The sequence below is a fragment of the Ensifer sp. LC11 genome (assembly GCF_001695835.1).
Taxonomy (GTDB): Bacteria; Pseudomonadota; Alphaproteobacteria; order Rhizobiales; family Rhizobiaceae; genus Ensifer.
On sequence record NZ_MBSO01000016.1, the window covers coordinates 67182 to 88113 of the forward strand.

Sequence of the window (20932 nt, forward strand, 5' to 3'; positions counted from 1 at the left end):
CGAATTGCGGCCCCAGGGGCCTTGGCGCTCGCTGGATCGGAGCCGGCGTGCGCGCGAAATTCCTAGTGCGTCTTGTGCATGTCGTGGTTCATTGGCGCCGGCTCTTCCTTGACGCCCTCTGCCGGCTCCTCGCTCTTGGCGGGATTGCCGGTTTCGGGGAAGGTCGCAGCAGGTGCTGCAGCTTCAGTGACACTGCCGGCATGGCGGTTGTCATGCTCGAGCTTGGCGCGGTTCTCATGGCTTTCGACGCCCGCCCCACCCATCATGTCGATGTGCATCATGTCCTTCATGCACATCTGGCCGACCCGCACGCACATGTTGAGCACGGCGTCATAGAGTCCGTCTTCGACGGAGGCGTAGTAGCGCACCGGTTCCTTGACGCTCGGTTTTTCGAGCTTCAGGTAGGCGTCGCGGTTGAGCATAGTGCCGTTCTGCTTCACCCGGGCGACCCACTGGTCGAAGCCTGCTTGATCCACGCCATGGAACTTGAAGCGCATGTGCGAGAAGCCGTCGCCACTATAGTTGGACGAAAGGCCTTCGTACTCGCCGGGCTTGTTGATGACGGCGTGCAGCTTGGTCTGCATGCCGGGCATGGCGTAGATCATGCCTGCAAGGGCGGGAACGTAGAAGGAGTTCATCACCGAGGAGGCCGTGATCTTGAAGTTGATCGGCACGTCCACCGGTGCAGCCATCTCGTTGACCGTAGCAATGCCATACTCCGGATAGAAGAACAGCCATTTCCAGTCGAGCGCCACCACCTCGACGGTGATCGGCTTAATCTCTTCGGTCACCGGGCGCGCCGCATCGATCCGGTCAAGCGGACGGTAGGGATCGAGCTTGTGCGTGCTCACCCAGGTGATTGCACCGAGCGCGATGATGATCGCGAGCGGCGCCGACCAGATGATGACTTCGAGACCGGTGGAATGGTGCCATTCCGGATCATACTTCGCAGCTGTGTTCGACTGGCGATAACGCCAGGCGAAGAAAAGGGTCAGGAAAAGCACCGGAACGATGATCAGCAGCATCAGGACCGTCGAAATAACGATCAGATCCCGCTGCTGCGCGGCGATGTCGCCAGACGGCGACATCACGACCATATTGCATCCCGTAAGGGTCAGGAGCAACAGGACGGACATAGCCGATCGTCCGGCTAGATTGAATGGCTTCGGCATTGCGGCCTCAACTTGCGTTTTGTCTAGTCGCAATTACTCGGGCATGTTCGCGCATGGAAGTGAGGTCCATCGTCGCAGCGCAGCATTTTGCCGCAGTGCAATGACAACGATAGGACTATCGGCCCATGCACATTTGTACTAGCGCAAAAGGCGTTGTCGGCTCAACGGCGGCCGTTCTGGCCGACGAGAGACATCAACTGAAACAAGGTGATTGCGCATGCACGTGCGCGGCATTCTTGATATCAGACGCCATTTGGTCAACACTCTAACGACATGACGCTGGTCCGTCGGAGAAGTTCATGGTTTCGGTCGCTAACCCAACATCGTCTGGTCTGGAGCGTGACGCACGCCGCATCCATGAAGACGACAAGCCCTTGTCTGCTGGCAGTATCGCCATTGGCGTGGTGATCGGCCGGACATCGGAGTTCTTCGACTTCTTCGTCTACGGCCTCGGCTCCATCCTCGTCTTCCCGAAGCTGATTTTCCCGTTCGCGCCCAATGCCGTGGCGGCGACGCTGATGTCCTTCGCTCTTTTTCCCCTCGCCTTTCTCGCCCGTCCGGTCGGCTCTTTCGTCTTCATGTGGATCGACCGCAATTATGGACGCGGCACGAAGCTGACGGTTGCTCTGGTCATTCTCGGCGGCTCGACGGCATCGATCGCCTTCCTGCCCGGCTACGACACGATCGGGTATTGGGCCGTCGCGCTACTGGCGCTGTTCCGGCTGGGACAGGGATTTGCGCTCGGCGGCGCTTGGGACGGGCTGGCATCGCTGTTGAACCTCAACGCGCCATCGAATCACCGCGGCTGGTATGCGATGATCCCGCAGCTCGGCGCCCCGATCGGGTTTGCGCTGGCAAGCATTCTGTTCGGCTACTTCGTCACCAACCTTTCCGAGGCCGACTTCCTGGCCTGGGGCTGGCGCTATCCGTTCTTCGTCGCCTTCGCGATCAACGTCGTGGCGCTGTTTGCGCGCCTGCGGATCGTCGCCAGCAAGGAGTTTGGCGCCGCCATGGAGGCGCAGGAGCTGCAGCCGCGGCCGATCTTCGAGATGCTGAGCAAGCATAGCATCGACGTGGTGCTCGGCGCCTTCGTTCCCCTCGCAAGCTTCGCCATGTTCCACCTCGTTACCATCTTCCCCTTGAGCTGGGTGACGCTCAACGGCGGCCAGTCTGCAGGGGAATTTCTGTGGGTCCAGGTTGCGGGGGCGGCGCTGGGGGCGCTTGGAATCGTGCTCTCGGGCGTAATCGCCGACCGGGTCGGCCGGCGCAATCAGCTGATGTTCGGTGCGATCCTGATCGCGATCTTCAGCTTCTCGGCACCCTTCCTGCTCGATGCGGGCGGCAAGGGCCAGGATGCCTATATCCTGATCGGCTTCGCCATCCTCGGCCTTTCCTTTGGCCAGTCTTCGGGCGCCGTCTCCTCGCGATTCACCCAGTACTACCGCTACACCGGTGCGGCCCTGACGTCGGATCTCGCCTGGCTTGTCGGCGCGGCCTTCGCGCCGCTGGTGGCACTCGGCCTTGCAAGCAGCTTCGGCATCATCTTCATCGGCGGGTACCTGATATCCGGTGCGATCTGCACGATTGTGGCGCTGAGCCTGACACGGGCGCTCGACCAGCAGTAAGCAGCGCCCACCGGCGCCAGGAGAGCGCGGCTTTGCGGTAGCCGCGTTCGATTGTGGCGTCAGAGGCGGACCTCGACCTCGAACCCTTGGCTCATTCCCGGCGCCGGTGATGCGATCAGCAATTGGCCGTGCATTTGCTCGACCAGCCGCTGGACAATGGCAAGACCAAGGCCTGAGCCGGAGGCGTCGGTCGGGCCGCGCATGAAGCGCTTCGTCAGGTTCGCTCGAACGTCCGCATCAATGATGGCGCTCTCGTTTGTCACGCGAATGCCCTTGAGGTCGACGTGGACATCGACCCGGCTACCCGGCGGACTGTGGATCAGAGCGTTTTCCAGGAGATTGCGCAGAACGATCGCAAAGGCGTCCGCGCGGATCGGGCGTTCAAGCACAGTGCCTGTTTCGACCTGCACATTGAGCCGGCTCGCTCCGAGTGAGGATCGCTCCAGGTCCTGCGTGACAACCATCAGTACCGGCAACAGGTCCTGACGTTCGTCCGAAATGGCGATGCCTGCCTCGGCACGCGACATCTGCAGCAGCTTCTCGGCAAGCCGACCGAGATGAAGAAGCGCGCGTTCGATCTGAGCGGTTCGCTGGCGGAAGCCCGGTGGCACCTCACTCAACAGCCGTTGCGTTTGTGCGAGCGCCCCCGCGATCGGCGTTCGGAGCTCATGTGCACTATTCGAGGTGAATTCCCGCTCTGCTTCGAGCGCCGCTTTCAGCCGTGCCAGCAGCAGGTTCACGGAGCGGGCGATCGCGCGCAGTTCCCTGGGCAGGACGCTCTCGTCGATCGGCGCCAGATTGCCGCTGTCCTTCGTAAGAATTTCGTCGCGCAGCTGCGCAACCGGCGAAAGTGTGCTGCGAACGACGAAGATGATGGCGAAGATGCTGCCCGGAATGAGAAATAACAGCGGCAAGAGCAGCGCGGTTCCTGCTTCCATGAGCGCTTCGCTGCGGTATTCGAGCGCATCACCAACCTGGACAAACAGCGATCCGTCGGTCGTGCCGGCGGTATAGATCCGGTGGGTGGCCGTCTGCGAAAAACCGACAGCAAGAGAAACCGGATAGGGCTCCGACGCGCCATCGTTGAGCAACACCTTGCCGTCGCGGTCTCGGACCTGGTACGTCAGGTATTGCGAATTGGGAGTAGGCACCATTACGGCTACGCCGGCGACCCCTTCGGTACCGCTGCGCGAAGCGTCATTGGCGATGATTTGCAGCAGGCGCTCAGCGGTTTCCTGGATGCCGCTGTCGAAGATCTCCGTGAATTCGTCGTGCATGACGTAAACGCCAAGTCCGAGTGCGACGAACCAGAAGAGGGCGACGACGCTGGTGAGCGCGATGGCCAGTCTGCGGGTCATGCTGGCGGCTGTGGGCATCCGATCACCTGATGCTGTAGCCGAGGCCGCGTACGGTCTCGATCCTGTCAGCGCCGATCTTCTTGCGCAGACGGCTGACATAGACCTCGACGGTATTGCTTTCGATCTCGGCGCCGAAAGCGTACAGCGTGTCGTGAAGCTGTTCCTTGGAAACAAGGGCGCCCGGATGGGCGACCAGCTTGTCGAGAACGGCCCATTCCCGGGCACTGAGGCTCCGGCTGTCGCCATTGACAACGATCCTGCGATGAACCTGATCAATCTCGATGCCGGGAAGTTTGACCGTCGGTACGGCATTTCCCGCATATCGTCTGGAGACGGCGAGCATGCGGGCCGTCATCTCGCCGAGATCAAAAGGCTTGAGCAAATAATCGTCGGCACCACTGTTTAGCCCTTCGATCCGATCGGAAACCTGGTCGTGTGCCGTCAGGATGATGACCGGTGTTCCGTCGCCTCGTGCGCGCAGGGCACGCAGAAGCGTCAGGCCCGCACCGTCAGGCAGCCGAAGGTCAAGCAGAATGAGGCCGTAGGAGACCGTATCCGTCGCGGCGGTGGCGTCGAGCACACGGGTAAACCAGTCGACTGCATGACCGCCCGCCGCGACGTGGTCGCGCAGCGCCTCCCCCAGAACCTGATCGTCTTCGACTAGTAGGACTCTCAAGATATCACCGGACACTTGTTCGTCCTTGCCTATTGTCGATTGGGGATATGCGTCAAGTCCCTGAGCAGTGATGGGGTGAGGCTCAGGCGCGATCGACGGCGCGCCGGCAAGGTCTGCCACCGCGCTTGAGGCGCAAAGAGGCGGGCTAATCTACGACGCCATCCGCTCGCGGAAGGCGCCGCGTCTTTTCATATAACTGATTACCGCTGTAGCGATACCGACGAGCGCCATCGCAATGCCGAGCGCGACCAGCACGCCGGTATTGCGACCAGCAGGCTCATAGCTCGCAAATTTGTACATTTCCGTTGCAAGGACGGCGAGCATCGCCGCGGAGACAGTCGAGTAATCCTTGCCGATGACGCGCCGGACATTGAAAGTCATGCCATCGGTCGATGCCGCAAAATTTCTGAGACGAAGGGCCCAGCGCGGGACGTCGCGGCAGTAAGCCTGATACGCTTCACCGAAGGTCCGCAGGAGAAAGGCCTCCTCCGCGTAGACGATGCATTGATACATGAAGGCAAAGAGGCCAACACCGACGACGACGAGAAGCGGATTGCCGTGCAGCAGGAAGACGCCGCAATAAAGCAGCATGTTTCCGACGTAGAGCGGGTTCCGGCAAACGCCGAACATGCCTTCCGTCACGAGATCCTTGGCATAGACCTTCTTCTTCAGGCCACCGCGCTGGATATATTTGTAGCCGACAGCCGTCGCACGCAACGCCAGGCCCGCCAGGATGACAAGGATCGCGACGGTGTCTTTGGCGAGCGTCAGTGCCGGGCTGCCAAACACAAAGGTCGGCGGTGGCATCAGCAGATACAGCACGACGATGATTGCCGGGAACAGCTGGTTGCGGAAGCGGAACAAAAAATTGCCAATAGCGATCATGGCCAGACGTTCCTACTTGATGGCGATGATGCCGCAGAAATTGTACCAGCGGAAAAAGACTTCGACGCTGCGAAAGCCCACTTCCTTCAGAAGCTGGAAGTTTTCCTCAAGACGATATGGAATGAGCACGTTTTCAAGCGCTTCGCGCTTCTTGGCGATCTCGATGTCGGAGTAGCCGTTGCGGCGCTTGTAGTCGTAATAGTGCTCGATGAAGAGGCGATTGAAGGTCGAATCCTCGCTGGTGAGCTTTTCGACGAGCAGCAGAGCGCCTCGTTCGTTCAACCCGTTGTAGATCCCCCGCATCACCCGCTCGCGATAGAGCGGCCGCACGAACTGCAATGTGAGCAGCATCATCACGACGCTTGCATTGTGGATGTCCACGCCCTGGTGCAGGTCGCCGCCTCGCAGATCGATCGCCCGATCGGTGTTCGCCTGAGCGATCTTTTCCCGCGCCTTCTCGATCATGTCAGGGGCATTGTCGATCCCGACGAAGCGCACGGTTGGATCAACCATGCCATCAAGGCCGAGCAGCGTTGTCGCCGTGGAGCAGCCAATATCATAGAGACTGGTATCAGCTTCGGCAAAGTCCTTCGCGAGTTCGCAGACCATTCGCTGGATTTCGCCGTAATAGGGAACCGAGCGGATGACCATGTCGTCAAAGACGGCGGCCACGGTTGCATTGAAGGCGAAGTCGCCGACGTTCTGGTCCGGCGCGGCGAACACCTCGTCTTTCGGATGGCTGTTGTCGTGCACGTGTAAATGCGGGGCTTTGCCAACCATTCGCACCTTCCTTTGTTCTCCAGGGCATGTGCAGCGGTCCAGGTAGGCCGCCTGCGCCGCCGGAACGGTCGATGCGCCACAAGGCCATCGAAACCTGACATGAACCTGAAAGGCGATCGGTCGGACGATCAGCTCCTCTCATTGTCGCGGGCGACGTCTCGGAAACTCGTTTTTGGCGGCGCCCGCAAAAAAAGGCGCCAGCACGACACCCGCGATCACGCGATTTTGCGGACAGGTGACCGCGCTTTTGTCGATAATCGGCGCCGTAGATCCGGAGGAACAACCATGCGTGCTGGATTGGCTGGCAAGGGGCTGCTCGTCATTTTCGTCCTGTCGATGGCAACCGTGACGCGGGCGGTGGATCAGCCGCGCTCCGGACAGCCGGTGTTTGATCGCGTCGTCGAGTTGGTGAATACGAATTTCTACGACGACAAGGCGCTCGACCGCTTCAACGCCGCTGTTCGGGCGCAGATCGCTGCCGAACCGATGCCGATATCCGCAACGAGCGCGTCGGCCCGGGTCACGGAAGCGATAACTTCGGTCCTAGAAAACCTGGGAGTTTCCCACACCGGAAGATTCACCCCCGACACAATCGACTATTTCGAACTCGCCGACATCTTCCGCTTCGCCATTCGCGGTGACACGCGACGTCTCTTTCCGCCCGATGGCGAGGTCCGTTATCCTGGCATCGGGATGGTAACGGTCGCTGTGGACGGCCAGCGTTTCGTGAGCGACGTTTACGATGGATCCACGGCAAAGAAGGCCGGTCTGCTGGTCGGCGACGAAATACTTTCGGTCGATGGGCTGCCCTATCGCGAAATTGCCTCCTTCGACAATAGGGTTGGTCACAACGTCGAGGTTCGGCTCAGAAGGCATCGTGGTGCCGAGCCACTGTCGGTCCGCGTTGAGGTCGAACGCCTGCGGCCCTTGCCAATGTTCGAGCGGGCAATCGAGCAAAGTTTGGCTCTCGATGAACGGGCCGGCAGAAAGATTGGCTATGTGCGCGTGTGGACGCTTTCGACGCGAGACGGTCTCGATATCGTCGCCGAGGCGCTTTCGAGCGGTCGCCTGAGGGATGCGGAAGGTCTTATCATCGACCTGCGCGGGCGTTGGGGCGGCGGGCCGGCCGACGCCGCCGAGTTGCTGGTGGGCGACACCCCGACGTTCCGGCTGGTGACGCGAAAAGGGGATGCGACACTTGCAAACTTCCGATGGCGAAAGCCGGTCGTCGCGCTGATCGACAAGGGAACCCGCAGCGGCCTCGAACTCTTTGCTTACACGCTGCGCCAGGCCGCGGTCCCCTTGGTCGGGGAGCGCACGGCCGGCGCCTTGCTCGCCGGACGCGCCTATATCCTGCCTGATGACAGCCTGCTGGAGCTGGCCGTCTCGGACGCAATTATTGGCGATGATCTCCGGCTTGAAGGGATCGGCATCGAGCCGGATAGAGCCGTGGCATTTCCACTTGCCTATTCGGCCGGACAGGATCCGCAGCGGGAGGCGGCTGTGGGAGAAATGGTCCGCATCCTTGAGGCCGGAACTGGAGGCCAGGCCGCGCCGACGCAAGTGCCTGCCGCCACCCGGTGAAACTGAAACACCGCGGCAAACGGCTCAGTTGCTGCTGTGATCCGAGGCAATTTCCTGCCCCAGCCTTACAACCTCCTTCACCAGGAGGACCAGGTCTTCGCGGCGCGTCCTGTGGTTGTTGATCGCCACGCGCAGGCAATGCTCGCCGTGCACGGTGGTGTCGGAGAGGACGGCGGTTCCTTCATCCTGCAGCCGCAACATGATTTCGGTGTTGAGCGCCTTCAGCCGCTCGGTCGTCATATCCCCCTCACGATAGCGGAAACAGACGATGTTGATGTTGGTCGGCGCGACGAGTTCGAGTTGCGGCTCCTTCTCGATCAGGCCGCTGAGATAGTGCCCCTGCGCGATGTTCTGATCGATAAGGCGGCCGAACTTCTCGACGCCATGCTCCATCAACGACATCCAGATCTTCAGCGCTCGAAAACCGCGCGAGGTCTGCAGTCCGAAGTCGAAAAGCCAGGGCGCCGAGGCAAGGCCTCGTGCCGTTGCCTCAAGAAATTCTGGCGTCACGGCAAAAGTGCCTCGGTGGGCCGTGGCGTCGCGCACGAGCACACAGCCGGCCTCGAATGGAGCATGCAGCCATTTGTGCGGATCAAGCGCGATAGAATCGGCCTTTTCTATTCCCGCGACCCGCCAGCCGTTTTCAGGGGCGATCCTGATCAACGCGCCGATGCAACCATCGACATGGAACCAGAGGCGTTGTTCTGCGGCAAGCGCGGCAAGCGCCTCGAGATCGTCGATTGCCCCGGTGTTCACCGTCCCGGCATTGGCGATGATGCAGGCAGGCAGCCGTCCAGAGGCACGGTCGTCGTCAATGGCTCGACGCAACGCGGCAATGTCGATGCGCAATTCGGGATCGGTCGGAATGCGCCGCAGTGCCTCGTTACCGAGGCCCAGCACTTCCACGCCCTTGCGGTGGCAACTGTGGATCTGGTCGGAGCCGTAGAAGCAGAGCGGCTGCTTGAGCGCGGCGATGCTGTTTTCTCGCAGATCGATGTCGGCCTTGGCATTGCGCGCCACGACGAGGGCGACAATGTTGGCCATCGAACCGCCGCTGAGGAGCGTTCCGCTCGCCGAGGCAGGAAGGCCCAGCATTTCCTTGCACCAATTGACCACCTGCTGGTCCATGAGAGCTGCCGCGTGATTGCCGCCGCCAAGGTTCGAACCTTGGACTGCTGCAAGAAACTCCCCGAGCGCGCCGGTAAAATTGCCCGATCCCATGTACCAGGCCCAGAAGCGTGGATGAATATTGCCCATGGGATAGCCGAGCACGTTCGCGGCAACCGATGCGTAGATCTCCTGGATCGGCGTCGCCGATCGAGGAAGCGGTGCGGTGAAAGTCTCTCGCACCGCCGCCGGCATATTGCGCCATACCGGGCGCTCGCGGACTGTACTGAGGTAGTCGATCGCGTCGTCGACGATCCGGTGCGACAAGGCGCGCAACTCGGCCCAATCCTCGGGGTCTAGCGTTTCCTCGACGGCGCCATTGGGCATTGCCGACAGCTCATTCATGACGGGCCCTCCCCCGCAGTTTGCCAACTGGCTTAACGCGTGCCGACGACAATTGTCGCGGTCGAGCGTAACTCCACCTTGCCGGCGCGTACCGCTTGGCGTGCGAGATCCAGGACTTCGCCCCTGATGCGCGCGCGCGTCGCGTCATCCGCTTGGGCCAGACCGGCGACGACTGGCGCTGCGATCTCGGTCATGAAGGCCCAATAGTCTTCGGCGCTATCGTGCACCATCGTGGTGGTGACTTCTTCTTCGTGGACGTCACGCAGACCAGCGTCCGTGAACACCGCTGTCATCATGCCCGCGGGGGCGCAGCGAAACAGGCCCGGTGCGCCTGCCGGCGGCTTCGGCAAGTCCACGTGACGGGCGATCGTCGCCATGATGGTCGTTGCCCAGGCGTTCTTTTCCGGGGCGCCCCAAACGGCAGCGCAAACACGGGCCTGAGGTTTCGCGACGCGCGTGAGCTCCCGCGCCGCTGTTGCTACGTCAGGAAAGAACATAAATCCAAAGCGGCAGAGGACGGCGTCGAACGTCGCATCGGCGAAAGGCAGGGCGCCAGCGTCGCATGCTCTTGTCTCAAAGTTTGAGAGGCCGCGATGCTTGGCGTTTTCGGCTGCCACCGCGAGCATGCGTTCGGAAAGGTCGGTGACCGTTACGCGGCCGCCCGGAATGGCAGCAGCAACGGTCAACCCCGGTTCTCCGGTTCCGGCCGCGACATCGAGCACCCGGTCGTGCTCCTCGATGGCCGCCTGCCGGATCATCGCCTGACCGAAAGGAGCAAGCCATCCAAGGACGAGCTTGTCCCATTTCTTCCAGCCGGCGGAGAACCGATCCCAGGTCTCCTTTTGCTGGTCGCGTATTTGATCGAGATGCGCGGACATGCACGTTCCTCCTTGTGCCTGCTTCATCGCGTTCCAAGGACTATGAACTCACCGTGCAAGGTTACAAATCAATTTCGTGCAGTCGCGGTGGTTGCGCCAGCATGGCCGGTTCCACGCGTCTTTTCAGTTACCCCGGGAACGGTTTTACCACAGGCGCGATGTAGACTGACGCAATCCGGGCTAGGGAGACCGGGAAAGGCGAGCTATATTCTCATGGAGGAGACCGGGAAGGAGAGATTCGCACCGATGTCGAACCGGACGAACGGCAAGAACAGCGGCCGGCCAGAAACCAACGACGAACAACCCCTCGGTGATCAACTGCGAATGATGCATCGGGCCTTCATGGCCTCGCCGCTGCGCAACAAGATCATCTGGCTGAGCATAAGCATCATCGTTGTCATCGTTGTGACAGCCTTCGGTCAGATCATCCTCAACCGATGGTACAAGCCATTCTACGACACGCTTGAGCGTCGCGATTTACCGGCTTTTCTGCATCAACTCGTCGTCTTTGCCCAGATCGCCGGCGTACTCCTTATCCTCAATGTTCTGCAAACCTGGCTCGGTCAGGTCATTAAATTGCGTATGCGTGAGGGCCTGACCGAAGATCTCATCAACGAGTGGATGCGCCCCTCACGCGCGTTTCGGCTGGCGAATGCCGGGGCGATCGGTATCAATCCGGACCAACGTATCCACGAAGATGCGCGTCATCTGACCGATCTTTCCGCCGGGCTTTCGATTGGCCTTTTTCAATCTGGCATATTGCTGGTGAGCTTCATCGGTGTGTTGTGGTCGCTCTCCGACGGCTTCGTCTTCCATGTTGCAGACTATGCCTTCGCTATCCCTGGCTACATGGTCTGGGCGGCCATCCTATATGCCGGCACGGCGTCCTGGCTGAGCTGGCTGGTTGGTCGGCCGCTGGTCGCGCTCAACGGCGAACACTATGCGCGCGAAGCCGCGCTGCGCTTTTCGCTGATGCGCGTCAACGAGCATATCGAGGCCGTATCGCTTTCATCCGGCGAGACCAACGAGAAGAAGCGGCTGCAGCGCGACCTCGCCTCGGTGCTTGAAATCAGCTACGGCCTGCTGCGCGCCGTGACGCGGCTGACCTGGGTGACCGGCGGTTACGGCTGGATCACGGTCGTTGCGCCGATCGTCATTGCCGCGCCGGTCTACTTTGCAGGCGACCTCAGTTTCGGCGGGCTGATGATGGCGGTCGGCGCCTTCAACCAGGTACACGCGTCGTTGCGCTGGTTTGTCGACAACATCGGCGCGATCGCCGACTGGCGCGCCACGCTGCTGCGGGTCGCCGCCTTCCGGTCAGCTCTGCTGATGACCGATGAAAGGCATGAGGGTGACAAGCGCATCGACTTCAAGACATCAGACACGCCGCAGATGCGCTTCGACAATATCGAGATCGTCTCGCCAACCGGCTGCATCAGGCTTCGGGAACCAAGCGTCACCATCGATCCCGGCGAGCGCGTGCTTGTCACCGGCGCGCCGGAAGTGGAGAAGGCCCCGTTCTTCCGGGCGATTGCCGGACTTTGGCCCTGGGGATATGGCCGCATAGCGCTGCCGGTGGATGAAGGTCTCGCCTTCATCCCGAAATCCCCCTACTTCCCGCCCGGAACCCTTGGCGAAGTGCTTACCTATCCGAGCGCGCCGGACAGCTACAGCAGGGGCGAACTTGCGGCCGTGCTCTCCAAGGTCGGCCTCGGTCGCCTTGCCGCCCGGCTCGATCAGGATGCACGAAAACAGATGAACCTCAGCGAAGCCGAGCAGCGCCTTCTTGCGATCGCCCGGCTCAGCCTGCACAAACCGCGCTGGCTGATCATCGACGAGGCGCTCGACACACTTGAGGATGACGCCTACCAGCGGGTGCTGTCATTTCTTGATGAGGAGCTTGAAGGTGTGGCGATCGTCAACATCGGACGCACTGAGCGCGGCAACGATTTCTTCACCCGCGTGCTGCATCTCGACAAGAACCCGACAGGCAACACGTTGCGGCGACTGCAGCCGAGAAGCCTGCAACCAGCCGATCCGCAATTGGTGGATTGAGGGGGCTCGCACGCTGGCGCTTTCACAACGTTGAGCCACAAGGTGCAGATGCGGGCATATCCCACTGAAAAAATGAAGAACCGCGCATTCGCCGAACGCGCGGTTCTTGCCTAACGTTGAGGTAGGCGGTTAGCGCGCGCGCAGCTTCATATGGCGGTTCACGTCCTTGTAGAGCAGGTAGCGGAACTTGCCCGGGCCGCCGGCATAGCAGGCCTGCGGGCAGAAGGCGCGCAGCCACATGTAGTCGCCGGCCTCTACTTCGACCCAATCCTGATTGAGCCGATAGACCGCCTTGCCTTCAAGGACGTAGAGGCCGTGTTCCATGACATGGGTTTCGGCGAATGGGATCACCGCGCCAGGCTCGAAGGTGACGATGGTCATGTGCATGTCGTGGCGCAGATCCGCCGGGTCGACGAAGCGGGTGGTCGCCCACTTACCGTCCGTGCCAGGCATCGGCGACGGCGTGATTTCGGCTTCGTTGGTGAAGAAGGCCTCCGGTACCGGCAGGCCGTCGACGTGTTCATAGGCCTTGCGGACCCAATGGAACCGAACAGGCGCTCCGCTTCCGTTGCGCACGGTCCAGTTGCTCGCCGGCGGAATGAAGGCGAAACCACCGGGCTGCATCTTGTGCGTCTTGCCGTCGAGCGTCACGGTCAATTCGCCCTCGACGACGAAGATGGCACCTTCGGCGGCTTCATCGAGTTCGGGCCGGTCGCTGCCGCCGCCCGGAGCGATTTCCATGATATATTGTGAAAATGTTTCAGCAAAACCGGAGAGTGGACGGGACAATATCCACAGCCGGGTCTTGTCCCAGAACGGCAGATAGCTGGTGACGATATCCATCATCGTCCCCTTGGGAATCACGGCGTAGGCTTCGGTGAAGACCGCGCGATCCGAAAGGAGCTGGGTTTGCGGCGGGTTGCCGCCATGTGGCGCATAGTAACTACGGTTGGTCATATCTTCCTTCAGTCTGCTGGCAGGCACCGCCTCCTCTTATCGGCGGTGCAATTGGTTCGTTTGAGCGTCAAAGCAGGGCGGTGCGAAGGTCGCGCGGCTGATCCTTTTCCTCGTCCAGGTCCAGTTCCGCTTCCACGTGGTTCAGGTGTTCGGCCATTTCCTTGATCGCGCTCGCCACATCGCGTGACGCGATGTGCTCGACGACGGCCAGATGCTCGTCCGGCCCGCAATTGTGCAGGTGGTTGGAGCGGTACATCGCGGTGATCAAGGATGTGCGCGAGACAAGGTCGCGCAGGATGCCGAAGAGAAAGGCCGAGCCCGAAAGCTCCGCGAGCAGCAGATGGAAACCGCCGGAAAGGCGAACGATATCAGAGAGATTGCCGGAGTGGCCGGCAATGCGTTCTTCTTCGATATGGCCCCGCAAGCGGACGATATCCTTGGGGTTGGCGCGCTCGCAGAGGCGCTCGACGACCCGCTGCTCGATCGCCCGCCGCGCCACAAAAACATCGCGTGCCTCGTCGACGGAGGGTTCGGAGACGAAGGCACCGCGGTTCGGCATGATGGTCACGAGGCCATCGCGCTCCAGTGCCGTCAACGCCTGGCGAATGCGGGCCCTGCTGACTGAGAAGATTTCGGCAAGCTGCTCTTCCTTCAACCGCGTTCCCGGTCGTAGTCGCCGTTCCGCAATCGCAAGCCAGATCTTCTCGCAAATGATCGCCGTCGGAGCACCGGCGGCTTCGTCCGCGTTGTACATGAAATCTCCTTTAGCCGTTCGCTTACTCTCGCCGTGCGGCGCTCAAAGTCAATTCCATCCGCTGCAGTTAGATATTGACTACAAAATTGTAGACAATATTGTGTACCGCAACTTGATGTGCAATGGCAACCGCTTAAACACGACCGCGCGACCGGCATGAAACCGGGCCCCGGCCCCATTTGAGAGCTCCGATGGACTTCGATTTCACTGAACTGCCGGCCCGGGATCTCTATCGCCTGCGCCCGGATTTCGTCATGCCGATCCCCGACGTCACGCCCTATACCCCCTGCAACCGCCTTGCGGAAATCGAGCTGATCCGATGCGCATCCTGATCATCAACCCGAACTCCACCCGATCGATGACGGAACAGGCGCATCGCAGCGCCGAACGGGTCGCCGGGCCCCAGACCGATCTTGAATCCGTCAATCCGACCTCAAGCCCGGCCAGCATCGAAGGACATGCCGACGAGGCGATGGCGGTGCCGGCGATGCTTGCGGAAATCAGGAAGGGCGAAGCACGCGATGTCGATGCCTATGTCATCGCCTGCTTCGACGATCCCGGTCTTGGTGCCGCGCGTGAGATCGCCCGCGGTCCGGTCATCGGCATCTGTCAGGCGGCCGTCCAGGTGGCGATGACGATCGCGACGCGCTTCACCATCATCACCACTCTGCCACGCTCCGTGCCGATCATCGAGGATCTCGCCGAGGCCTATGGCGCCGGCCATCGCTGTCGGAAAGTCCGCTCCGTGGACATGCCTGTCCTGGCGCTGGAAGAGGATCTTGCCCATACCGAGGAGCTGCTGGCGCAGGAGATCCTCAAGGCTCGGAACGAGGATGGGGCCGAAGCGATCATCCTCGGCTGCGCCGGCATGTCCGAGCTCTGTGATCGCTTGAAGGTGCGTACCGGCATGCCTGTGATCGATGGCGTGACGGCTGCCGTGAAGCTCGCCGAAGCGCTCGTCGGCGCTGGCTACGCTACCTCGAAGGTCGGCGCCTACGATTATCCGCGCGTCAAGGACACCGCAGCCTGCCGGCTGATCGACATCGCGGGCTGACGTCCCCATCTGTGAAATCTGCCGGGCGGCGCGCCGCGCGCCCGGCACTGTGGCCATCGGGGCGCGACTGCTACCGGGTCAAGGCGTCGAGCTGTTCTTGCAGCGTCGCCACCTTCTGCTCCAGCGCCTCCAGCCGTTCCTCCAGCGCAGACAGTCCTGCGCCGCCCGATACAGGAGCAAATGCGGCCCGCTCGGCACTTGGCTGCTCCACCTCACCGCACAGGAGATGAGCAAAACGATCCTCGCGCTGGCCGGCGCCCCGGTTCAATTGCACGATCAGCGGTGGGCGGCGGCCGATCATCAGGTCGAGATTGTCCTTAAGGTCCTCGATCGACGAAAACCGCGCCATGCGCTCGCTGCGCGCCCAGAGCTCGTAAGCTGTCTGCGGGCCGCGCAGCAACAGCAGGCCCAGCGTGACGATCTGCGGTGACGTTAGGGAAAACCGGCTCGCCACCATGTGTTCATAGCGCTCCACCCGCGAGGCGAACGCCTGTCGGACCAGGCCCTTTTGCGCCAGGGAGGCAAGCGCACGATGAACCTCCACCTGCTCCAGCGCCATGACCGGATCACGCGCCGTCTTCTGATTGGCGGCCGCGTGCGCCGCGTTGAGCGTCAACGGGTAGACGTCGGGCGTTGTTTCCTTCTTCTCGATCAGGCACCCGAGGATGCGGGCTTCAACGGCTGTGAGAACGGGGAAATCGGTGTCGGCGATCGTGTTCATAGGGTCACTCTTCAAAACAACGCACTGGGTCGCGGGCCGCTTCTCCCATAGGGAGCATCACCCGCTTCATGGCCCTACCCTAACGTGAGTGTCGAAGCCCGGAAATGGTCTTCGGCCCATTTCGTTGCTTTCCGGTTATCAATCGCGCAGCTGGTGGCAGGGATGAAACATGGCGACCTGTTCGCAAAGCGGAATCCTCCCAGCGGCAAACAAGAGTGGCCGACAAAAAAGAGGCTCCGCACTGGCATAGCACGGAGCCCAAGTCTCAGGGAAAGATGTCCGTTCAGGCCGCGTGGATTGCTTTGACCTGTTCCTCGACGCGATGGCAGGCAGCACGCGAACCGTCCGCGAAATTGCGCATCTCCGGCCTCTCGCTTTTGCAGCGGGCGTCTGCGAAGGGGCAGCGCGGATGGAAGGTGCAGCCGGACGGCGGGTTCAGCGGGCTCGGCACTTCGCTGGCGGCAATGCTGCGCCCACGCTTCGGATCGGTGATATCGGGGATCGTCTCCAACAGCAGTTGTGTATAGGGATGCCGCGGATTGGCAAACAGCGTCTCGGTGTCCGCCTCCTCGACGATGCGCCCGAGATACATGACAGCGATACGGTCCGACATGTGGCGCACCACGCTCATGTCGTGGCTGATGAAAAGATAGGTCAGCCCCATCTCGTCCTGCAGCTTGCGCATGAGGTTCAGGATCTGCGCCTGCACCGAGACGTCGAGTGCCGAGGTCGGCTCGTCGCAGACGAGGAATTCGGGTTCTCCGGCAAGCGCCCGCGCGATCGAGATGCGCTGGCGCTGTCCGCCTGAAAACTCATGCGGGAACTTGCCGCCATCAGAGGGTGCAAGGCCGACGATCGTCAAAAGCTCGCCGACACGCTCCATGATCTCGGCTTCCGAATTGCGCAGCTTCAGCTCGCGCAGCGGTTCGGCGATGATGTTGCGCACGCGCCAGCGCGGATTGAGGCTCGCATAGGGATCCTGGAAGATCATCTGCGCCGAGAGTGGCTCGCCATTCTTGCCCGGCGCAAACCGTACCTCGCCTTCGCTGGCGCGGTATAGACCGGTGATGAGCCTTGCGACCGTAGACTTGCCGCAGCCGGACTCGCCGACGAGGCTCAGACAGCCGCCCATCGGAACGGTGAAGCTGATATCGTCCACGGCCCGCACGAACTGCTTCTGCTTGCGCTCGATCACACGGTTGAGCCACGGGGCGGAGACGTCGAAATTGCAGGTCAGGTCATTGACCGTCAGGGCATCACTCATAGAACTCCTCCTGCATTGAGCCAGCATGCGCTGACACCGGTGCCAACAGGTGTCGGTTCGGGCCGGTCCTTGCGGCAGCGGGGACCTGCATCCGGGCAGCGCGGGTTGAAGGCGCAGCCCGCCGGGATTGCATTCAGGCGCGGCATCGAACCATCGATCTGGTTCAGGCGCTCGACACGACGGCCAAGCGCCGGGATCGAGCCCATCAGGCCGCGGGTATAGGGATGGCGCGCATTCTTCAGCACCTCTGTGACCGGGCCGATCTCGACCAAGCGCCCCGCATACATGACGGCGACACGATCGGCCGTCTCGGCAATGACGCCCATGTCGTGGGTGACCAGCATGACCGCGGTGCCGTGATCGTCGCAGAGACGGCGAAGCAGCGATGTGATCTGCGCCTGGATCGAAACGTCAAGCGCCGTCGTCGGCTCGTCGGCAATGATCAGCTTCGGCTCAGCCGCGAGCGCGAGCGCAATGACGACACGCTGACGCATGCCGCCGGAGAACTGATGCGGATAGTGATCGTAACGGGCTTCGGGCGCCGGAATGCCGACTTCCTTCAGAAGCTGGATGGCGCGCGCCTTGGCATCGGCTTTCGAGAGTTTCAGATGAAGACGGATGGTTTCGAGAAGCTGTGCGCCGACGGTGAAGAGCGGGTTGAGCGAGGTCAGCGGATCCTGGAAGATCGCGCCGATCTGCCGGCCCCTCACCTGCTGCATCGCCTTGTCGTCGAGCTGGTCGATGCGCCGACCGCTAAGCCAGACCTCGCCGCCTGAGACGCGGCCCGGCGGCTCCAAAAGCCCCTGGACAGCCAATCCGGTCATCGACTTGCCGGCGCCGGACTCGCCGACGACGCCCAGGATTTCGCCTGGGCGAATGCTGAGCGAAACGTCGGAAAGCGCCTGAACCGTTCCATGGCGGCCGGGGAACTCGACGCAGAGGCCGCGCACATCCAGCACGGCCGATGAGAGATGTTCCGTCATCGCTGCACCTCCAATGGGTAGCTCGGCGGGAAGATCTCGCCGATCGGGGGATGGCCGAAGCTTCGTTCCGGATACTTGGCGACCAGGCCATCGAACTGGGCCTGCGCTTTCGCGCGCGCAGCGTTCATATCGAAGCCTGCGACCTCGCCGTCGCGCATCGACAGACGGCCATCGACGAAGACCGCCTTGGTGACGCGCCCCGATCCGCCGACGACGAGCGTCGTGATCGGATCGATGGCGGGTGCCATGTGGTGGTCCATGAGGTCGAAGACGGCGATGTCGGCGCCGGCGCCTGCTTCCAGGCGACCGAGATCCGTCCGGCCGAGCGCCTTGGCGCCGCCAAGTGTAGCGGCATCAAAGAGATCAGCGCAGCTGACCGCCGTCGGGTCGTTCTCGACCACACGGCAGGTGATCAGGCCGACCAGCAGGTTCATCAGCATGTCCGGCGGCGTCGTGTCGGTACCCATGGCGATGTTGATGCCGCGCGCCTTGACCGAGCGGAAGGAATTGAGCGCGCTGCCGCCGCGGGCCGAAACCAGCGGACAATGCACAATGCTGACGCCGTTTTCCGCGTAAAGGTTGAGATCGTTATCGGTCGCCTGCGTGGCATGCGGTGCGATCAGACGATCGCTCAGGAACCCGAAGCTTGCCAGCCACTCCGGCGCCGTCTTGCCGTGCAGGCGGCGGACAGTGTCGACCTCCATGGTGCCCTGCGCCGCATGCAGGCGGATCGGGCAATCAAGGTCGCGGGCCGCATCGGCGGTGCGGATGAGCAGCTTCTCGGTGCAGGTTTCCACCCGGTCCGGCGCCAGCAACCCCTTGACGAGGCCGCCATGACGACCCTCGTGCTCGCGGATGAAGCCGATCGCATCGTCGAGGCCCTTGAGACCGCGCGCCTCGTCGAAGATCGCTTCGAGCTGGCCCGGGGCCGTAACCATCATGCCGCCAGCGCGGTAGGCCGGGCTGAGATAGACGCGCAGGCCGAGGTCGCCGGCCGCATCCGAGGCAGCAGCGAACTCCCCGACGGTCTCACCCCATTCGCGATAGAAGAGCGAAGCGATCGGTGCGGCGGTGGTGATGCCGTTGAGCAGAAGCTGCGCAAAGGCGAAACGCTTCTGGAAAGCGAGTTCCTCCGGCGTGTACATCTCGTAGGGCCCGCGCTCGATATAGGAGCGCGGCCAGACGCGGCCCTTGGCCCAGCCGGGCTGATGATCGATCGACAGCACGGTCGTGTCGAGATCGGAGAGTGCGTCAAGGTCGATGAAGCCGGGGCTGATCATCGCCGCGCCGAAATCGATCCTGCGGGCCACCTCGCCTTCGAAACGTGGCCCGACGTAGAGCAGCGCGCCGCCTTCGATGACGACCTCGCCATTCGGGATCAGCCGGTGCGTACCGTCCCGGTGGCCGAGCACCCATTGCGCTGTCAGAAGCGTGCGCCCCTCAGGGCGATGGCCAAGTGTTAGGTCCTTGATGCTGTTCATGGGATGGCTACCTCCGAAACGCCGTTACGGGCGATGACACGGCCACGCTTGACGACCAGCGGCCGCGGGGCGACGTCGACGACGGCATGCGCCAGTGTCTCGCCGGTGAGCAGGGTGAAATCGGCGTTGCAGCCGACCTCCAGGCCGTAGCCCTCGATGTCCATGACCTCGGCGCCGCCCTTGGAGCAGACATGCAATGCATGTTCGAGATCGACATCGCGGCGCAGCCCGTTCTTCATGCCGAGGATGCGGGCGCGATCCATCATGTCGGGCTGGCCCCATGGGCCCCAGGTGTCACGGATACCATCGCAGCCGGCGGCCACCTTGACGCCCGCCTCCTTCAGCCGAAGGATCGACGGCACGGTCGAAGACGGCGAACCTGTCGTGACAATGCGAACGTCGAGCTCGGCGATCTGTTCGATCAGGCCACCGACACGCAGATAGTCCGGCGCGCCAAGCGCAAACGCGTGGCTGATCGCAACCTTGCCCTGCATGCCGAGCGCGCGGATGCGCTCGAACATCATTTCCATGCTGAAGGCGCCGAGTTCACCTTGCTCGTGCAGGTGAATGTCGATCGGCTTGGCATGCTTGTCGGCGAGACCGAAGATCGCGTCGAGGTGACCTTTCGGATCACGCTCGATGCCGCAAGGATCAATACCGCCAAGGACTTCCGCGCCGTTGCTCAGAGCCTGGTCGAGGAGTTCGATGGTGCCCGGGCGGGTGACAAGGCCCGACTGCGGGAAGGCGACGATCTCGATATCGATCACGCCCTCAAGCACCTTGCGGGTCTCGACGATGCCGTCCATCAGCCTGAGGCCGTGGGTGGTGTCGATGTCGACATGGCTGCGGATGTGACTTGCCCCATTGGCGGCCAGCATGATCGCCTGCCGCATCGACTGACGGTGCGAGTCAATGCCGATTTCCAACCGCTGCTCGCGTTCGAAATCGATGCGTTCACGCAGCGTCGCAGACTTGGCGTTGACGTGCCACGGCATGCCCCAGACCGACTTGTCGAGATGGGTGTGGGCCTCGATAAGACCGGAGACCACGATGTGGCCGTTGCCGTCTTCCGTCGCCACGCCATCGGCGACGAGCCCCTTGCCGAAGGCCGCGATCTTGCCGCCGCGCACGAGAATGTCGAGCGCTTCGCCGGCATTGGGCCTGACGTTACGGATCAGGAGATTGGACATCAT

19 protein-coding genes are annotated in these 20932 nt (G+C 62.1%); 5 read left to right on the forward strand and 14 right to left on the reverse strand.

Features of this window, described 5'->3' with window-relative positions:
• Positions 1-62 precede the first annotated feature (62 nt).
• Entirely contained in the window at positions 63-1136 is a 1074-nt protein-coding gene (gene cyoA / locus BBX50_RS13445; protein ID WP_139108485.1) for a ubiquinol oxidase subunit II, read from the reverse strand.
• A 335-nt stretch (positions 1137-1471) separates the two neighbouring features.
• Between cyoA and BBX50_RS13450 the strand changes: the two genes are divergently transcribed.
• Entirely contained in the window at positions 1472-2797 is a 1326-nt protein-coding gene (locus BBX50_RS13450; RefSeq protein ID WP_065775829.1) for an MFS transporter, read from the forward strand.
• Positions 2798-2856: 59 nt separating this feature from the next.
• Here the strand turns inward: BBX50_RS13450 and BBX50_RS13455 are convergent, their stop codons facing one another.
• The 4 genes from BBX50_RS13455 to cmoA form a co-directional block, all read right to left on the reverse strand.
• Entirely contained in the window at positions 2857-4155 is a 1299-nt protein-coding gene (locus BBX50_RS13455) for an ATP-binding protein (protein WP_139108484.1), read from the reverse strand.
• Positions 4156-4177: 22 nt separating this feature from the next.
• Positions 4178-4831, reverse strand: coding sequence for a response regulator transcription factor (locus tag BBX50_RS13460; RefSeq protein WP_065775868.1), 654 nt, complete (start codon positions 4829-4831; stop codon positions 4178-4180).
• Positions 4832-4981: 150 nt separating this feature from the next.
• Positions 4982-5716, reverse strand: a complete 735-nt coding sequence (locus BBX50_RS13465; protein WP_065775831.1) for an isoprenylcysteine carboxylmethyltransferase family protein — start codon at positions 5714-5716, stop codon at positions 4982-4984.
• Between the two features lie 12 nt (positions 5717-5728).
• Positions 5729-6496, reverse strand: a complete 768-nt coding sequence (gene cmoA, locus BBX50_RS13470; RefSeq protein ID WP_065775832.1) for a carboxy-S-adenosyl-L-methionine synthase CmoA — start codon at positions 6494-6496, stop codon at positions 5729-5731.
• Positions 6497-6781: 285 nt separating this feature from the next.
• Between cmoA and BBX50_RS13475 the strand changes: the two genes are divergently transcribed.
• Positions 6782-8080 carry a S41 family peptidase gene (locus BBX50_RS13475; RefSeq protein WP_065775833.1) on the forward strand — a complete coding sequence of 433 codons (1299 nt, stop codon included), beginning with the start codon at positions 6782-6784 and terminating at the stop codon, positions 8078-8080.
• Between the two features lie 24 nt (positions 8081-8104).
• On the opposite strand, the gene BBX50_RS13480 is transcribed toward BBX50_RS13475, so the two are convergent.
• Both BBX50_RS13480 and BBX50_RS13485 read right to left on the reverse strand, forming a co-directional pair.
• Entirely contained in the window at positions 8105-9592 is a 1488-nt protein-coding gene (locus tag BBX50_RS13480; RefSeq protein ID WP_065775834.1) for a pyridoxal-dependent decarboxylase, read from the reverse strand.
• 32 nt (positions 9593-9624) lie between these two features.
• On the reverse strand, positions 9625-10470 hold the full coding sequence (locus tag BBX50_RS13485; RefSeq protein WP_065775835.1) for a methyltransferase domain-containing protein: 846 nt from the start codon (positions 10468-10470) through the stop codon (positions 9625-9627).
• Between the two features lie 246 nt (positions 10471-10716).
• Here BBX50_RS13485 and BBX50_RS13490 point away from each other — a divergent pair, with 246 nt between their 5' ends.
• Positions 10717-12525: an ABC transporter ATP-binding protein/permease gene (locus BBX50_RS13490; protein ID WP_065775869.1), complete on the forward strand. Its 1809-nt coding sequence runs from the start codon at positions 10717-10719 to the stop codon at positions 12523-12525.
• A gap of 129 nt (positions 12526-12654) precedes the next feature.
• On the opposite strand, the gene BBX50_RS13495 is transcribed toward BBX50_RS13490, so the two are convergent.
• Both BBX50_RS13495 and BBX50_RS13500 read right to left on the reverse strand, forming a co-directional pair.
• Positions 12655-13482 carry a bifunctional allantoicase/(S)-ureidoglycine aminohydrolase gene (locus tag BBX50_RS13495; protein WP_065775836.1) on the reverse strand — a complete coding sequence of 276 codons (828 nt, stop codon included), beginning with the start codon at positions 13480-13482 and terminating at the stop codon, positions 12655-12657.
• Between the two features lie 67 nt (positions 13483-13549).
• Complete coding sequence (locus tag BBX50_RS13500) at positions 13550-14236, reverse strand: GntR family transcriptional regulator (RefSeq protein WP_065775837.1); 687 nt, start codon at positions 14234-14236, stop codon at positions 13550-13552.
• Between the two features lie 191 nt (positions 14237-14427).
• On the opposite strand from BBX50_RS13500, the gene BBX50_RS30270 reads away from it, so the two are divergent.
• Positions 14428-14568, forward strand: coding sequence for a hypothetical protein (locus BBX50_RS30270; RefSeq protein ID WP_161490870.1), 141 nt, complete (start codon positions 14428-14430; stop codon positions 14566-14568).
• Complete coding sequence (locus BBX50_RS13505; RefSeq protein WP_065775838.1) at positions 14556-15290, forward strand: aspartate/glutamate racemase family protein; 735 nt, start codon at positions 14556-14558, stop codon at positions 15288-15290. Before BBX50_RS30270 ends, BBX50_RS13505 begins: the two co-directional genes overlap by 13 nt.
• A 70-nt stretch (positions 15291-15360) precedes the next feature.
• On the opposite strand, the gene BBX50_RS13510 is transcribed toward BBX50_RS13505, so the two are convergent.
• The 5 genes from BBX50_RS13510 to BBX50_RS13530 all read right to left on the reverse strand — a co-directional run bounded on the left by BBX50_RS13510 (position 15361) and on the right by BBX50_RS13530 (position 20929).
• Positions 15361-16011 carry a DUF480 domain-containing protein gene (locus BBX50_RS13510; RefSeq protein ID WP_065775839.1) on the reverse strand — a complete coding sequence of 217 codons (651 nt, stop codon included), beginning with the start codon at positions 16009-16011 and terminating at the stop codon, positions 15361-15363.
• Positions 16012-16294: 283 nt separating this feature from the next.
• The gene (locus BBX50_RS13515) at positions 16295-17275 is read right to left on the reverse strand and encodes an ABC transporter ATP-binding protein (protein ID WP_244513150.1); all 981 of its coding nucleotides are present in this window, start codon (positions 17273-17275) and stop codon (positions 16295-16297) included.
• Positions 17272-18258, reverse strand: coding sequence for an ABC transporter ATP-binding protein (locus BBX50_RS13520; protein WP_065775841.1), 987 nt, complete (start codon positions 18256-18258; stop codon positions 17272-17274). The genes BBX50_RS13515 and BBX50_RS13520 overlap by 4 nt, the downstream gene beginning before the upstream one ends.
• Positions 18255-19739, reverse strand: a complete 1485-nt coding sequence (locus BBX50_RS13525; protein WP_065775842.1) for an amidohydrolase family protein — start codon at positions 19737-19739, stop codon at positions 18255-18257. The genes BBX50_RS13520 and BBX50_RS13525 overlap by 4 nt, the downstream gene beginning before the upstream one ends.
• Positions 19736-20929 (reverse strand): amidohydrolase family protein, encoded by a 1194-nt coding sequence (locus BBX50_RS13530; RefSeq protein ID WP_065775870.1) that lies wholly within the window; start codon positions 20927-20929, stop codon positions 19736-19738. The genes BBX50_RS13525 and BBX50_RS13530 overlap by 4 nt, the downstream gene beginning before the upstream one ends.
• Positions 20930-20932 lie beyond the last annotated feature (3 nt).

Bases quoted from the DNA above. Each gene is read 5' to 3' on its own strand.
- BBX50_RS13515 (WP_244513150.1), bottom strand. From the start codon at position 17,275: ATGAGTGATGCCCTGACGGTCAATGACCTGACCTGCAATTTCGACGTC.
- BBX50_RS13485 (WP_065775835.1), bottom strand. From the start codon at position 10,470: ATGTCCGCGCATCTCGATCAAATACGCGACCAGCAAAAGGAGACCTGG.
- BBX50_RS13490 (WP_065775869.1), top strand. From the start codon at position 10,717: ATGTCGAACCGGACGAACGGCAAGAACAGCGGCCGGCCAGAAACCAAC.
- BBX50_RS13455 (WP_139108484.1), bottom strand. From the start codon at position 4,155: ATGACCCGCAGACTGGCCATCGCGCTCACCAGCGTCGTCGCCCTCTTC.
- BBX50_RS30270 (WP_161490870.1), top strand. From the start codon at position 14,428: ATGGACTTCGATTTCACTGAACTGCCGGCCCGGGATCTCTATCGCCTG.
- cyoA (WP_139108485.1), bottom strand. From the start codon at position 1,136: ATGTCCGTCCTGTTGCTCCTGACCCTTACGGGATGCAATATGGTCGTG.
- BBX50_RS13520 (WP_065775841.1), bottom strand. From the start codon at position 18,258: ATGACGGAACATCTCTCATCGGCCGTGCTGGATGTGCGCGGCCTCTGC.
- BBX50_RS13525 (WP_065775842.1), bottom strand. From the start codon at position 19,739: ATGAACAGCATCAAGGACCTAACACTTGGCCATCGCCCTGAGGGGCGC.
- BBX50_RS13495 (WP_065775836.1), bottom strand. From the start codon at position 13,482: ATGACCAACCGTAGTTACTATGCGCCACATGGCGGCAACCCGCCGCAA.
- BBX50_RS13475 (WP_065775833.1), top strand. From the start codon at position 6,782: ATGCGTGCTGGATTGGCTGGCAAGGGGCTGCTCGTCATTTTCGTCCTG.
- BBX50_RS13530 (WP_065775870.1), bottom strand. From the start codon at position 20,929: ATGTCCAATCTCCTGATCCGTAACGTCAGGCCCAATGCCGGCGAAGCG.
- BBX50_RS13465 (WP_065775831.1), bottom strand. From the start codon at position 5,716: ATGATCGCTATTGGCAATTTTTTGTTCCGCTTCCGCAACCAGCTGTTC.
- BBX50_RS13505 (WP_065775838.1), top strand. From the start codon at position 14,556: ATGCGCATCCTGATCATCAACCCGAACTCCACCCGATCGATGACGGAA.
- BBX50_RS13480 (WP_065775834.1), bottom strand. From the start codon at position 9,592: ATGAATGAGCTGTCGGCAATGCCCAATGGCGCCGTCGAGGAAACGCTA.
- BBX50_RS13510 (WP_065775839.1), bottom strand. From the start codon at position 16,011: ATGAACACGATCGCCGACACCGATTTCCCCGTTCTCACAGCCGTTGAA.
- cmoA (WP_065775832.1), bottom strand. From the start codon at position 6,496: ATGGTTGGCAAAGCCCCGCATTTACACGTGCACGACAACAGCCATCCG.
- BBX50_RS13500 (WP_065775837.1), bottom strand. From the start codon at position 14,236: ATGTACAACGCGGACGAAGCCGCCGGTGCTCCGACGGCGATCATTTGC.
- BBX50_RS13450 (WP_065775829.1), top strand. From the start codon at position 1,472: ATGGTTTCGGTCGCTAACCCAACATCGTCTGGTCTGGAGCGTGACGCA.